General features: G+C 33.4%; 15 protein-coding genes and 5 tRNA genes. 1 reads left to right on the top strand and 19 read right to left on the bottom strand.

Annotated features, from left to right (window positions below; translation table 11 throughout):
• Nucleotides 1-11 precede the first annotated feature (11 nt).
• The 19 genes from rplA to E1J38_RS00145 all read right to left on the bottom strand — a co-directional run bounded on the left by rplA (nt 12) and on the right by E1J38_RS00145 (nt 12,146).
• The gene (gene rplA, locus E1J38_RS00055) at nt 12-701 is read right to left on the bottom strand and encodes a 50S ribosomal protein L1 (RefSeq protein WP_133355118.1); all 690 of its coding nucleotides are present in this window, start codon (nt 699-701) and stop codon (nt 12-14) included.
• Between the two features lie 17 nt (nt 702-718).
• Nucleotides 719-1,156 (bottom strand): 50S ribosomal protein L11, encoded by a 438-nt coding sequence (gene rplK / locus E1J38_RS00060; RefSeq protein WP_133355116.1) that lies wholly within the window; start codon nt 1,154-1,156, stop codon nt 719-721.
• Nucleotides 1,157-1,229: 73 nt separating this feature from the next.
• Complete coding sequence (gene nusG / locus E1J38_RS00065; RefSeq protein ID WP_133355114.1) at nt 1,230-1,784, bottom strand: transcription termination/antitermination protein NusG; 555 nt, start codon at nt 1,782-1,784, stop codon at nt 1,230-1,232.
• Between the two features lie 11 nt (nt 1,785-1,795).
• Entirely contained in the window at nt 1,796-1,990 is a 195-nt protein-coding gene (gene secE / locus E1J38_RS00070) for a preprotein translocase subunit SecE (RefSeq protein WP_116523928.1), read from the bottom strand.
• A 14-nt stretch (nt 1,991-2,004) separates the two neighbouring features.
• A tRNA-Trp gene (locus E1J38_RS00075) sits at nt 2,005-2,077 on the bottom strand.
• Between the two features lie 115 nt (nt 2,078-2,192).
• Nucleotides 2,193-3,380, bottom strand: a complete 1,188-nt coding sequence (tuf, locus tag E1J38_RS00080) for an elongation factor Tu (RefSeq protein ID WP_133355112.1) — start codon at nt 3,378-3,380, stop codon at nt 2,193-2,195.
• A 68-nt stretch (nt 3,381-3,448) separates the two neighbouring features.
• Nucleotides 3,449-3,520: transfer RNA gene (locus tag E1J38_RS00085), tRNA-Thr, on the bottom strand.
• A 60-nt stretch (nt 3,521-3,580) separates the two neighbouring features.
• Nucleotides 3,581-3,653 (bottom strand) — tRNA-Gly (locus E1J38_RS00090).
• Between the two features lie 146 nt (nt 3,654-3,799).
• Nucleotides 3,800-3,882 (bottom strand) — tRNA-Tyr (locus tag E1J38_RS00095).
• A 45-nt stretch (nt 3,883-3,927) separates the two neighbouring features.
• Nucleotides 3,928-4,001 (bottom strand) — tRNA-Thr (locus E1J38_RS00100).
• A 109-nt stretch (nt 4,002-4,110) separates the two neighbouring features.
• Nucleotides 4,111-4,416, bottom strand: a complete 306-nt coding sequence (gene hpf / locus E1J38_RS00105) for a ribosome hibernation-promoting factor, HPF/YfiA family (protein WP_133355110.1) — start codon at nt 4,414-4,416, stop codon at nt 4,111-4,113.
• Nucleotides 4,417-4,453: 37 nt separating this feature from the next.
• The gene (locus E1J38_RS00110; RefSeq protein ID WP_133355108.1) at nt 4,454-5,341 is read right to left on the bottom strand and encodes a tyrosine-type recombinase/integrase; all 888 of its coding nucleotides are present in this window, start codon (nt 5,339-5,341) and stop codon (nt 4,454-4,456) included.
• A gap of 96 nt (nt 5,342-5,437) precedes the next feature.
• Nucleotides 5,438-5,632, bottom strand: coding sequence for a 30S ribosomal protein S21 (gene rpsU, locus E1J38_RS00115; RefSeq protein WP_116524139.1), 195 nt, complete (start codon nt 5,630-5,632; stop codon nt 5,438-5,440).
• A gap of 154 nt (nt 5,633-5,786) precedes the next feature.
• Entirely contained in the window at nt 5,787-6,956 is a 1,170-nt protein-coding gene (locus tag E1J38_RS00120) for an acyl-CoA dehydrogenase family protein (RefSeq protein WP_133355106.1), read from the bottom strand.
• A gap of 12 nt (nt 6,957-6,968) precedes the next feature.
• A complete protein-coding gene (locus E1J38_RS00125) occupies nt 6,969-7,841 on the bottom strand; it encodes a ComEA family DNA-binding protein (RefSeq protein ID WP_133355104.1) in 873 nt (290 codons plus the stop codon).
• Nucleotides 7,842-7,858: 17 nt separating this feature from the next.
• Complete coding sequence (locus E1J38_RS00130; protein ID WP_133355102.1) at nt 7,859-9,481, bottom strand: alanine/glycine:cation symporter family protein; 1,623 nt, start codon at nt 9,479-9,481, stop codon at nt 7,859-7,861.
• 94 nt (nt 9,482-9,575) lie between these two features.
• Complete coding sequence (locus E1J38_RS00135) at nt 9,576-10,610, bottom strand: potassium channel family protein (RefSeq protein ID WP_133355100.1); 1,035 nt, start codon at nt 10,608-10,610, stop codon at nt 9,576-9,578.
• A 3-nt stretch (nt 10,611-10,613) separates the two neighbouring features.
• Entirely contained in the window at nt 10,614-10,838 is a 225-nt protein-coding gene (locus tag E1J38_RS00140) for a PspC domain-containing protein (protein WP_133355098.1), read from the bottom strand.
• A 36-nt stretch (nt 10,839-10,874) separates the two neighbouring features.
• Entirely contained in the window at nt 10,875-12,146 is a 1,272-nt protein-coding gene (locus tag E1J38_RS00145; protein ID WP_133355096.1) for a DUF2851 family protein, read from the bottom strand.
• A 173-nt stretch (nt 12,147-12,319) separates the two neighbouring features.
• Between E1J38_RS00145 and E1J38_RS00150 the strand changes: the two genes are divergently transcribed.
• Entirely contained in the window at nt 12,320-13,180 is an 861-nt protein-coding gene (locus E1J38_RS00150) for a hypothetical protein (protein ID WP_133355094.1), read from the top strand.
• The last annotated feature ends 45 nt before the right edge of the window (nt 13,181-13,225 follow it).

The raw sequence follows: 13,225 nt of genomic DNA on the forward strand, positions 1-13,225 counted from the left end.
AACTATTTAAATTAACCAACTTTAGGGTCAATTGCTACACTAGGACTCATTGTAGAAGACATAAAAATACTCTTCACGTAAGTTCCTTTTGCTGCAGTTGGCTTAAGTTTTATTAATGTTTGAATCAATTCATTTGCATTACCTGCAATTTTATCAGCACTAAATGATGCTTTACCAATAGCAGCATGAACTATACCTGTTTTGTCAACTTTAAAGTCAATTTTACCAGCTTTTACTTCACTTACTGCTTTTGCAACATCCATAGTTACTGTGCCAGTTTTTGGATTAGGCATTAAACCACGAGGACCTAAAACACGTCCTAGAGGACCTAATTTACCCATTACACTAGGCATAGTAATAATAACGTCTACGTCAGTCCAACCACCTTTAATTTTATCAAGGTATTCATCTAAACCTACATAATCTGCACCTGCTTCTTGAGCTTCGGCTTCTTTATCTGGCGTTACTAATGCTAATACTTTCATATCTTTACCAGTACCATGAGGAAGTGATACAACCCCTCTTACCATTTGATTTGCTTTTCTGGGATCTACTCCTAAACGCACAGCAATATCAACTGATGCATCAAACTTAGTATTGGTAATTTCTTTAATTAATGCTGAAGCTTCATCTAATGAATAAAGTCTTCCTTTTTCAATTTTCGCTGCAGCTTCTTTTTGCTTTTTTGTTAATCTTGCCATTTCTAATGTTTTAAAGATTAATTGGGGAATTTCCCTGTTACAGTGATTCCCATAGATCTTGCTGTACCAGCAACCATTTTCATAGCAGATTCTACAGTAAATGCATTTAAATCTTGCATCTTGTCTTCTGCAATGGTTTTAACCTGTTCCCAAGAAACTTTAGCTACTTTTTTACGATTTGGTTCACCAGAACCCTTTTTCACCTTGGCCGCTTCTAATAATTGTACTGCAGCCGGAGGGGTTTTAATAACAAAGTCAAAAGACTTGTCCTTATAAACCGAAATTACAACTGGTAATACTTTTCCAGCTTTATCTTGGGTTCTAGCATTAAACTGCTTACAAAACTCCATGATATTAACTCCAGCAGCACCTAGAGCGGGTCCAACCGGTGGCGATGGATTCGCTGCACCTCCCCTAACTTGTAGCTTAACTACTTTACTTAACTCTTTTGCCATTTTTAATAATTTAGTTTGATACGATTCTTTTTATTTGGAAGCAAAAGAACGTACCTATATAATGTAACAATTATTATACTTTTTCTACTTGCATATAGCTTAATTCTAATGGGGTTTTTCTTCCAAAAATCTTAACCATTACTTCTAGCTTACGCTTTTCTTCATTTATTTTCTCAATAGTACCATCAAAACCGTTAAATGGACCATCAATTACTTTTACCGTTTCTCCTTTAGTAAACGGAATAGCTACATTTGCCGTTTCTTCTATAGATAATTCATCAACCTTTCCTAACATTCTATTCACTTCAGACTGTCTTAAAGGCACCGGATCACCTCCTTTTGTTTCACCCAAGAATCCGATAACGTTAGTAACCGACTTAATGATGTGAGGAATCTCTCCAGACAAATTAGCTTGAATCATTATATATCCTGGGAAGTAAACCTTTTCTTTACTTATTTTTTTCCCATTACGTATTTGAATCACTTTTTCTGTAGGCACCAATACTTGATCAACATAATCTTGTAAACCTAAACGAGCAATTTCATTCTCTATATAAGTTTTGATTTTGTTTTCTTGACCACTTACAGCCCTAACAACGTACCATTTTTTTTCACTCACTTCAGACATACCTTTTTTTATTATTTAAGCAAGTCATAGTAATACCCAATAACCGTAGCAAAAACTTCATCTACTCCCCATATTGCTAATGAGAAAATAATTGAAAATACGGCAACCAACACTGTTAAACTTTGAGCTTCTGCCCAAGTAGGCCAACTTACGTTAGTTTTAAGTTCGTTAAATGATTCTTTTATATAATTTACAAATCCTGCCATTATAATTCTATTTGCACGGGTTGAGAGACTCGAACTCCCGACACCTGGTTTTGGAGACCAGTGCTCTACCAACTGAGCTAAACCCGTTTTTGAGTTTTGCTCTTGCCTCCTGATAGTATTCAGGATGAGCTAAACCCGTAAATATAAGTCAAGGTATTCCGAAAAAACGGAATACCTTAAGCTTACACTATGTTTAACTGTATTAGTCTAAAATTTCAGTTACCTGACCTGCACCTACAGTTCTACCACCTTCACGGATAGCGAAACGTAGACCAATATTCATTGCAATTGGTTGAATTAACTCAACAGTAATAGTTAAGTTATCTCCAGGCATTACCATTTCAACTCCATCAGGAAGCGCAATGTTTCCAGTTACGTCAGTTGTACGAACGTAGAACTGCGGACGATAGTTGTTATGGAATGGCGTGTGACGCCCACCTTCTTCTTTTTTAAGGATATAAACCTCAGCTTTAAACTTAGCATGTGGTGTTACAGAACCTGGCTTAGTAATAACCATACCTCTTGAGATTTGAGTTTTCTCAATACCTCTTAACAAGATACCAGCATTATCTCCAGCTTCACCTCTATCTAATATTTGACGGAACATCTCAATACCAGTAATAGTAGAAGTTAATTTTTCAGCTCCCATACCGATAATCTCTACAGGATCTCCTGTTTTAGCAATACCTGTTTCAATTCTACCAGTAGCAACAGTACCACGACCTGTAATAGAGAATACATCTTCAATAGGCATTAAGAAAGGCTTATCCATATCACGAACAGGCTCTTCAATCCAAGTATCACAAGCTTCCATTAATTCTAATACGGTATCTACCCATTTTTGCTCACCATTAAGAGCTCCTAAAGCAGAACCTGAAATTACTGGACCATTATCTCCATCATATTCGTAGAAACTTAATAAATCTCTAACCTCCATATCAACAAGCTCTAAAAGCTCCTCATCGTCAACCATATCAACTTTGTTTAAGAAAACAACGATACGAGGAATACCTACTTGACGACCTAATAAGATGTGCTCACGAGTTTGTGGCATAGGACCATCAGTAGCCGCAACCACTAAAATAGCACCATCCATTTGAGCTGCACCAGTAACCATGTTCTTTACATAATCCGCGTGACCTGGACAGTCAACGTGTGCATAGTGACGATTAGCTGTTTGATATTCTACGTGAGAAGTATTAATTGTAATACCTCTTTCTTTTTCTTCTGGAGCATTATCGATTTGGTCAAACGATTTTGCTTCTGAAAATCCAGCATCAGCCAAAACTTTAGTAATAGCTGCTGTCAAAGTTGTTTTACCGTGATCTACGTGTCCAATAGTACCTATATTTAAATGTGGTTTTGAACGATCAAAAGTTCCTTTTGCCATGTTAAAATAATTTAATCTTAGTTATATAATAATATTAGTGTATTCTAAATTCTTTTTCCAAAAAATTGAGCCAACGACGGGATTTGAACCCGTGGCCTCTTCCTTACCAAGGAAACGCTCTACCCCTGAGCTACGCCGGCGTAAAGTGTTTACATCCTCATTTATAATTAAATGAGATTCCTGCCTTCGCAGGAATTTAGAGCGGGAGACCGGGTTCGAACCGGCGACATTCAGCTTGGAAGGCTGACGCTCTACCAACTGAGCTACTCCCGCATTTTGCAAGTTTAAAACTTGCTTGGTTTTATTTAGGATTATCTCACCATGCTCGATGATCCTGAATTGGTGACCCTATCCAAATAATTTCTAAACACAGCTTTACAAAAGTGAACTTTTGACAGCTCTTTATCAGAAATTATATGTGGGAAGAGCAGGATTCGAACCTGCGAAGGTGAAAACCAACAGATTTACAGTCTGTCCTCGTTGGCCGCTTGAGTATCTTCCCTTGTTAAGTTTGTCAATATTTTAAAGAACTTTTTTTCTTCTTTTGAGCCGATAGAGGGACTCGAACCCACGACCTGCTGATTACAAATCAGCTGCTCTAGCCAGCTGAGCTATATCGGCTTTTTATACATTTTTGTGCATAAAAAAAGTCCGCTATTTCTAACGGACTGCAAATGTATTGATTTATTTTTGTATTCAAAACATTTTTTAAAAAATTTTACCTAATTATTTACTTCAAATGTGCTCTTAATTTTTCTTTTCGTTTTTTAAGTTGTCTTTCTAGCGATGAAGTTGCCATATCAACACCTTCTTCAAAGGTTTTGCATTGCTTTTTAACAACAAGACTATCTCCTGGAACACTAAGCCTAGCTTCAAAAATTTTGTTCTCTTTATCACTTGTGTTTTCCACCTTTAAATAAACATCTGATTTAATTACTTTGTCATAAAATAAATCTAACTTATCCATTCTTTTTTGAATGAAATCTAAAAGCTTTTTGTCTGCATTGAAATTAACTGATTGCATGTTTACCTTCATACGTTTCTTTTTTTGGTTAGACAATAATTTCTTGCTGCTATTTTTTGCTTCTAGGATGCGATTTAATATGCACTTTTTTTAATTCGGCTATACTATTGTGGGTGTATATTTGTGTGGCAGCCAAACTGGAATGTCCTAAAAGTTCTTTAACAGCATTAATATCGGCACCTTGGTTTAGCAAATGTGTTGCAAAAGAATGTCGCAAAATATGCGGACTCCTTTTGACTTTAGAAGATGCCTTACTAAAATAGTTATTTATTATTCTGTAAACAAGTGTTTCGTATATTTTTACTCCCTTTTTTGTTAGAAATAAGTTATTTCTGTCTTTAATATTTTCCAGCTTTTTTCTTTCTGCTAAATAGTTTAGCAATGTACTATGTACTGAGCCTAATAATGGCACTAGACGTTCCTTATTTCTTTTACCCAAGACTTTTAACATTTTATTATTTAAATCTATACTTGACAGACCTAAATTTACCAACTCAATTCTTCTAATTCCGGTAGAATAGAACAACTCTATTATTAATTTATCTCTAAGGCTCTCAAAGTCGTTTTCTTGAAATTCATCTAAAACATTAATTATTTCAGTTTCTGAAAAGGGTACTTGTACTTTTTTACTTGTTTTTAAGGCTTTGTGTTTTGCCAGTGGGTTTGTTTTTAAGTCACCTATTTTTAATAAAAATTTATAGAACGTGTTTAGTGCTGATATTTTCCTATTAATACTTTGATTTGTAATACCACTTTCTACCATATAAACAATCCAACTTCTTATTTGTGGGTAGATTACACTTTCTAAGTTAGTATTTTGATATTCCTTACTCACAAATTCTGAAAAGCTTTCTAAATCTTTCTTATATGCATTTACAGTTAACTGAGAATACTTTTTCTCTAGTAGTAGATAATCTATAAATGATTTAAGAGGCATGTTGTGAATGAAATGAATAATGTTAAAAATACGAAGTTTTAAGAACAAAAAAAATCCCGCTTGATGCGGGATTCAATTTTATAAAGCTGCATGAAATTAAATTTCTTCTGCGTCTCTTAATCTTTGGATGTATTGCGCTTTTTGTATTTGTGCTCTACGAGCTACTGAAGGCTTAGTAAACTGCTTACGAGTTTGTAATGCTCTTTTTGTACCAGTTCTATCAAACTTTCTTTTGTAACGCTTTAGCGCTCTATCTATATTTTCTCCTTCTTTTATTGGTATAATTAACATAGTTCTTAACCTCCTCTCTTTTAGTATTCCGCCTATTTCCTAAACGGGCTGCAAATATAAAAACTAATTAATAATTAACAATTAAAAACCAATTTTATTTATTGGTTTACAAAAGTGCGATTATCATCATATACATAATTTGCCCAAAGTAAAATTATATTTGGGGTCTATATTCCTTTTTATCAATAACCATCTTAGATAAGATTTCTTTTAGAATCTCAGAAGTTCCGCCTCCTATTGGTCCTAATCTACTATCTCTTAACATTCTTGCTAATGGGTAATCTTCCATGTAACCATAGCCCCCTAAAAATTGTAGGCATTCATAAATGACTGCATCAGCCATTTTAGTAGATTTCAGTTTTGATATTGAAGCTTCTTTTACCACATACTCACCTTTATCTAATCTAGCCGCAATTGAGTAATTGTATGCTTTACAAATTTCCATATCGGCATACATATCTACATATCTGTGGCGTAACGCCTGAAACTTATTCAATTCTTTACCAAAAGCAGTTCTTTCAGACATATAATTTAAAGTATATTCTAAAGCAAATTCTGCTCTGGCATGTGCATTAATACCCATTACCAAACGTTCTATAGAAAAATGCTGCATTATATACGAAAAACCTTGATTTTCTTCACCTAACAAATTAATCGCTGGTACTTTTACGTTATCAAAAGCAATTTCAGCGGTATCTGAGGCTCTCCATCCTAACTTATTTAATTTTGTTGCAGATATTCCAGGTGTATCTCTATCTATAACAAAAATGCTTATCCCTTTATTACCTATCTCTGGGTTTGTTTTCGCAGCTAATACCAAATAGTCACTATAAAACCCATTAGTTATAAAAGTCTTTGAACCATTTATTATATAAGAGTCTCCATCTTTAACAGCAGTAGTTCTCATTCCTGCCACATCACTTCCTCCAGAAGGTTCTGTGATACAAAGACAACCTAACTTGTCTCCAGTAATACTTGGTACTAAATAGTTTTGCTTTATTGCTTCACTTCCCTCAGCGTTAAGATGAGTCATTGCTAAATAAACATGCGCCCAAACAGCGGCTGCAAACCCTCCTGAATTTATTCTTTGTAGTTCTTCTTGAAGTATTACTGTGTAAAAGATATCAAGGTCTGACCCCCCATAAGCTTCTGGATAATGAATACCAAAAAAGCCCATATTTCCTATTTTTTTCCAAATAGTTTTAAAGTCAATTTCACCTTTGTTTTCCCACTCATCTATGTGTGGAACAACTTCCTTTTTTAAAAAATTACGCAGGCTTTCTCTAAAAAGTTGATGTTCTTCAGTGAAGTACATACTGCTCATAACAATTGTTTTTTATTCAAGCAACAAATATAATTTAATTATCTCTAATTTATTTGAGGGAAAGTCTTTAACTTTTGTTAAATCGTTAATGGACTCAAAGCCTTCTCTTAACACACGCTGTTCAACTATATTGTGGGCAATCTCGTAGTCTATATGCTGAATGGTTACAAGTTCATCAACCGTAGCTTTATTTAAATTTATTTTTTTTATTTGCCTTGGTGTTTTTACTGTAAACTCATTGGTTAATTGCTCAATAACTTCAGGAGTTAAACCATAAACATCTTGTAATTGTTCATCCGCAATAAAACCGCCAATAAACTTGTTTCTGTACTTTATAATTCTTTCAGAAAGAATCGCTCCAATACCACTTATTTTCTGAAGCTGAAGAGCTGTGACTTTATTCAAATCTTGCTTTTGAGCGAACGTCCGAGGTCTGTTTTCATTTATTTCACCATTCCAACTTGAAGCTCTAACTGGATTTAAGACCCAATCCGGAAATTTAAAGTAAGGTGCAATAATATTTAATAGTGAATCTGAAACTTTGGTTACTTGTTGAAATTGTTCTGCAGAATTTATCCAGTTACCATGATTTCTAAACGTGATTAATCTATCAATTTCTTCAGTACTCATTCCTAAATTAGCACCTTTATAGTCTGTAATATAATTTGGATTAAAAGGGAATACTTTTGGCTTTCTCGCCTCTATTTCAATTTTTTTAAGCGAATCTATCTCCTCTTGGAATCTTGCTAATTCTTCTTTATTTATTACAATATCATTGGAAGCAAAATCTATAAAAAAATAAGCACATTGACACAAAACAATAATTAATAGCAAAAATAAAATCCCTTTTCGTTGCTCTTTAGTAAACGTGAAATGGGATTTCATAGCCTTCAAAATTATTGTTACATATGTTTGGTAAGATCCTCAGCACCTTCATCTAGAGCATCATGCTTTACATTTATGGCTTTCATATATTTTTTGAGTTCTTTGCTAATAATTGGAGACAAGACAATTACCCCAATTATGTTTGGAACTACCATAGCAAAAATCATGGCATCAGAGAAATCTATAACTGCACCAAGACTAATGGATGAACCCACAACAACAAAAAACAAGAACAATATTTTATAAATTAAATCGCTCACTTTTCCTTTACCAAACAAAAACACCCAACCTTGCATACCATAATAAGACCATGAAATCATTGTTGAAAATGCAAACAATATTACAGCTATGGTCAAAATGATTGAAAAATGAGGAATTACACTATCAAAAGCGATTGCTGTAAGTTCTACACCTTCTTTAATTGGCACACCGTATTCCATAAAACTACCATCAAAATTAGTTATCACTATTACCAAAGCTGTCATAGTACAAATAACCACAGTATCAACAAAAGGTTCTAGTAGAGCAACAATACCCTCGCTAGCAGGATACTTTGTACGTACCGCAGAGTGCGCAATGGCAGCACTACCTACCCCCGCTTCATTGGAAAAAGCGCCTCTTCTTATACCTTGAATCATTACACCTACTAAACCTCCAGCTATTCCCAATCCTGAAAAAGCTCCCTCATATATCAGTTTGAAAGCATCATCAATCAGGCTCCAATTAGCTCCAAGAATTATTAAAGCTGCTAAAACATAAATCCCTGCCATAAACGGAACAATTTTTTCGGTTACCGAAGCTATACGTTTGATACCCCCAATGATGACAATTGCAACAATTATTGCCATTACAATTCCGAAATACATACCAGCATTATCACTTTCAAAATTAAAAAGTTTTATAAACTGAGCTGCTGCCTGATTAGCTTGGAACATATTTCCACCACCAAATGATCCTCCAATTACAAAAATGGCAAACAACACGGCAAGCACTTTGCCAAGAGGCTTTATTCCTTTTTCAGCAAAACCTTTTGTTAAATAATACATAGGTCCTCCGTAAACCGTCCCATCCTCACCAACATCTCTATATTTTACACCTAAAGTACATTCAGCAAACTTTGAAGCCATACCTAAAAGTCCTGCTAATATCATCCAAAATGTAGCTCCAGGCCCACCAATAGAAAGAGCAACAGCTACACCAGCAATATTACCTAGGCCAACAGTTGCAGACAAAGCTGCAGTTAAAGCCTGAAAATGTGAAACTTCTCCATGAGCACTATCATCTCTTAATGTTTCAATAATATTATGATCAACATTATCTGTAGGGTCTCCATACAAGGTATCGGCTCCGTGTTTTTCAATATCTTCATATTTACCCTGAACCACTCTTAAAGCAGTTCTAAAACCCGAAACATTTATAAAACGAAAATATATTGTAAAATATATAGCACCTCCAATTAACACAATTAGTACCCATGGTATTTGATACTCTTCAGAAAATGGGATTTCGTAAAAAATTGCATCAACAAACCACCCAGTATAATCTTTGAAAGTTCTATCAATTTTTTCGGAAGTTGTTTCCTGAGCATAAGTTAAAAGTGGCAAAATGAGTGTTAAAACAGAAAGAATATATTTCTTCATAATATTTAAGGTTCTGTAATTTTCTTTTAAAAAGTTATTGGTAAAACTAGCAAGATGCTAAAAATAATTGACTATATAAAATTAGGTTGGAAAATTAACCTTTTTCAATATCGATATCGAAGGCAGTATTTAACTCTTCTATTTGCTCGGGGCGACCCAAAACAATAATTTTTGAATTAGTTTCTAAAATAATATCTGGTTCTGGATTAACTATGTATTCTCCTTTTGAGTCTTTATACCCAATTATTGTACATCCAGTTCTTCTTCTTAAATCTAGATCCTTAATGGTTCTAGCTCTTCTAGAGTTATACAACTTTTCAACAGCTACCTCCTCAATATTAATGTTGGACTCCCCAACAATGGATAAATTATCAATAAACTCCATTAATCCAGGAACAACAACCAATGAGGCCATATGGTCTCCTCCAATCATATCAGGCAAAATAACATTATTGGCACCAGCAAACTTCAATTTTTTATACGACGATTCTTGAGATGCCCTACTTATTATATTTATTTTATTGTTTATCTGTCTTGCAGATAATACTACAAATAAGTTATCGGCATCATTAGGTAAGGCTGAGATAAAACTAGAAGCCCTGTCTACACCAGCCAACAACAAAGTTTCATCTTCATTGGCATTTCCAATTACGTAAGGTACATCATCAGAACGTAAACGCTCTTCAACTTCCTTATCTCTTTCTATTACTACAAAAGATTTTTTATGTGCCGTAAGTTTTCTTGCAGCTTGTTTGCCGTTTCTTCCATAACCACAAATTATCACGTGATTATTAAAACCATCAATTTGTTTTTGCATCTTTTTTTGTTTTATTTCTTCTATATCATTTTTACTCAAAATGTATTCTGTAATGATTGATATGGCATAACCTACAATAACGACACTTGCTAGAATTAAGAATATGGTAAATATTTTAGCCTGTTCATCTAGTGGTTCTACTTCACCAAAACCAACAGTAGTCATTGTTATTACGGTCATGTAAAGGGCGTCAATCCATGAATAATCTGATATTACCATAAAACCCACAATGCCAATCAGCATCAAAACAACTAATAGTGTTAGAGCTGCATATATTTTTGACCTAAAAAGTCTTATTAACGGATTATTCATAAATTATAAATCGAAAACTGATGAACGCTTTGTATAAATCAAATCTTTAATACGCATCCAAAACGCCAAAAACAAATACAAAGCAAATCCAAAACCAACTGTAACAAAAGTTAAATACATGAAAGTAGTACGCACCACTTTTGCTCTAATTCCTAACCTATCTGCTATTCGCTGACATACGTAATACCCATGTTTTTGAAAAAAATATAATGGTCTGTAAACATTCATGCTGCAATTTAAACTTTACTTCACAAGTTTAAAAGTTTATTTATTTAAAATTGTATTTCCTACAGCACATTGAAGACACTTATTATTATTACAGTACTGACTTTTAAGTTGAATAAGGGCTTGCGATTGTAATGCGGTTTTTGAAACTTGTTTTAGGCTATTAAATGTTGAAACAATACTATTTTTTTCTGATTTTATAGCGTTAGAAATATCAATAATAATATTTTCGGTATTGCCGCCCTTTTGTTTTGAATAGGCAAATTTTACTGGCAAAATGGTATTTATTAAAAGTAAGTCTATAAAGGGTTTTGTTAGACACTTTGTACTTGGTTTAGATTCCTTTTGAAAAGTATAATGATTTTTCCAATACTCTGAAGTTGCTACATTAAACAACTCATAAAAATCATCAAGAGCTTGGGTTTCTATAATTTTTGAAAACAGTCCTTGTTGCTTATGGTATAAACTTGCTATTTGAGACAACCTAATGGTGGGAAAGTTTAACGGACGTAACCTAAAAAACTTTAAAGGTATAATACCATGATTTTTTAAAGTGAACTTTTGTTTTAAAAAGTGATACTCTTTTTTTAAACTTAAAAAGTAAGTGGCTTCAATGTCTTCATTTAATAAACCTGCTTGTCCAAATAATAAGGCCTCTAAAGTTGGTTGATGGGATTGCACTTTTCTTATAATTGAAAAATCGATAGACTGCGCTACACTTAAAAAGGATTCGCCATTAACATTCAATCCAAAGTTTTTTACTAACATTTTAAACAACACAGATTCCCAATCATTTTTAGATTGTAGAAGTAATTGGTCTATCTCTTTGGATTTTCTTTCCAAACGTTCAAGATACAAACGCTCTAACCAATTGCTTAAAATAAAATTTTCTACTTTGGCAAAGTCATTTTCACAGTTAATCCATTTGTTTTGCTTTGAAAATAGCCTTCCATAATTATTTAAAACATCGTTTTTTACCAATCCTTTTAGTTCTAGAGTTGGAATAACCGTGTTATCTTTTCTGAATATTTCGGTATCATCTTCCCAAACTACGTGCAAAATAACGTTGTCATAAGCTTTATCGGTTTCATGGTTATGTAAAAACCAATCAGATGATTTTATATGTACCTCAACATTACCGGCCCACAACTGGTCGTTTATCTTTATTTGAGCATTAAAAAAATCTGGTCCAGAATTTTGATTTGGATGTCCAACCGAGTTAATCTGTATTAATTCTCCCTGAGTTGTTTTTAAATTATTGAATTGAAACTTTTTGTATTTCCAGATATAATGTAAAAAGTCTTCTTGCATAAACTAAAGGTAGTAAATTCTTACTAAAGTCCTTAAAAACATATGATTTGATTTAACTCCATTTTTCAACTATATTAGTTGTAATATTGCATTCTTCTGTATAACAGATTTTTGCATACAACAATCTACCTTTGCAACATAATTAAAGTAACTAATTTTAAATGCTTAAAATTGTGACTTTCAGAAAATATTGGTTAAGACAAAATATACTATTACCGGCTCTGTTTCTAGTATTAATTACTTCGGAGGTTTTTGCGCAACCCTATGTTGATCCACTACAATTACGATACAACTATGCTTTGAAAAACAGGAATGCAGAAGCAACGCCTTTTACACATATATGGGTAGGAAGCGATATTCCTATTGAGATTAAAAAAAACACCTACTTGGTTTTTAGTCCCTTTTTTGAATTTTGGCAAATTGAATCTGACACCAATAATGAAATTTCAACAAACTTAGAATCCCTTGCTCTAGCTGCTGGTATCGTATTTCCTTTAAAAAACCAGAAATGGTCTATAACTGTGCTACCAATCTTACGATGGAATGGTGAGTATTTTTTTCAAAGTGATAGCATGCAATTTGGTAGCGTTGCTTTTGCTTCATATACGTTAAATCCCAAACAAAAATTTCGTTTAGGCATATACGCTAATAAAGAATTTTTTGGCCTTTTTGTTGTTCCACTTATAGGAATTGACTGGAAGATTAAAGAGAAGCATTATCTTTTTGGAATTTTACCAGGAAGACTTAGTTATGAATATCAATACAATAGTAAGATTTATATAGGTGCAACATTTAGGTCTTTAACAAATAGTTACAAACTTATTAATTCAGAATTCATTAGGCTTGACGATAACCAAATTTCACTGTATTTAGATTACTATCTCACTAAAACAATCTGTATCTCCTTTGAACCTGGTTATGGACTTTTTAGACAAATGCGAAAAGGTATTAATAACAAAGACTATTTTTCTACTATAAATTGGGGAGACGGACCTTTTGTAAAACTAAGTGCATCTTACCGAATTCGTCTTTAAACTAATACTCTATTTCTTTTTCAAAAAAAATAATAACTAATAATG

Origin of the sequence: Seonamhaeicola sediminis (assembly GCF_004358095.2) — a bacterium.
In the GTDB taxonomy this organism is placed as follows: Bacteria; Bacteroidota; Bacteroidia; order Flavobacteriales; family Flavobacteriaceae; genus Seonamhaeicola; species Seonamhaeicola sediminis.

What these genes read in the sequence shown, in the direction of transcription:
- rpsU (WP_116524139.1), bottom strand. Translation starts at nt 5,632, where the DNA reads ATGTTAATTATACCAATAAAAGAAGGAGAAAATATAGATAGAGCGCTA.
- E1J38_RS00120 (WP_133355106.1), bottom strand. Translation starts at nt 6,956, where the DNA reads ATGAGCAGTATGTACTTCACTGAAGAACATCAACTTTTTAGAGAAAGC.
- E1J38_RS00125 (WP_133355104.1), bottom strand. Translation starts at nt 7,841, where the DNA reads ATGAAATCCCATTTCACGTTTACTAAAGAGCAACGAAAAGGGATTTTA.
- hpf (WP_133355110.1), bottom strand. Translation starts at nt 4,416, where the DNA reads ATGAAGGTAAACATGCAATCAGTTAATTTCAATGCAGACAAAAAGCTT.
- E1J38_RS00140 (WP_133355098.1), bottom strand. Translation starts at nt 10,838, where the DNA reads ATGAATGTTTACAGACCATTATATTTTTTTCAAAAACATGGGTATTAC.
- E1J38_RS00130 (WP_133355102.1), bottom strand. Translation starts at nt 9,481, where the DNA reads ATGAAGAAATATATTCTTTCTGTTTTAACACTCATTTTGCCACTTTTA.
- rplA (WP_133355118.1), bottom strand. Translation starts at nt 701, where the DNA reads ATGGCAAGATTAACAAAAAAGCAAAAAGAAGCTGCAGCGAAAATTGAA.
- E1J38_RS00135 (WP_133355100.1), bottom strand. Translation starts at nt 10,610, where the DNA reads ATGAATAATCCGTTAATAAGACTTTTTAGGTCAAAAATATATGCAGCT.
- rplK (WP_133355116.1), bottom strand. Translation starts at nt 1,156, where the DNA reads ATGGCAAAAGAGTTAAGTAAAGTAGTTAAGCTACAAGTTAGGGGAGGT.
- E1J38_RS00110 (WP_133355108.1), bottom strand. Translation starts at nt 5,341, where the DNA reads ATGCCTCTTAAATCATTTATAGATTATCTACTACTAGAGAAAAAGTAT.
- tuf (WP_133355112.1), bottom strand. Translation starts at nt 3,380, where the DNA reads ATGGCAAAAGGAACTTTTGATCGTTCAAAACCACATTTAAATATAGGT.
- E1J38_RS00145 (WP_133355096.1), bottom strand. Translation starts at nt 12,146, where the DNA reads ATGCAAGAAGACTTTTTACATTATATCTGGAAATACAAAAAGTTTCAA.
- secE (WP_116523928.1), bottom strand. Translation starts at nt 1,990, where the DNA reads ATGGCAGGATTTGTAAATTATATAAAAGAATCATTTAACGAACTTAAA.
- nusG (WP_133355114.1), bottom strand. Translation starts at nt 1,784, where the DNA reads ATGTCTGAAGTGAGTGAAAAAAAATGGTACGTTGTTAGGGCTGTAAGT.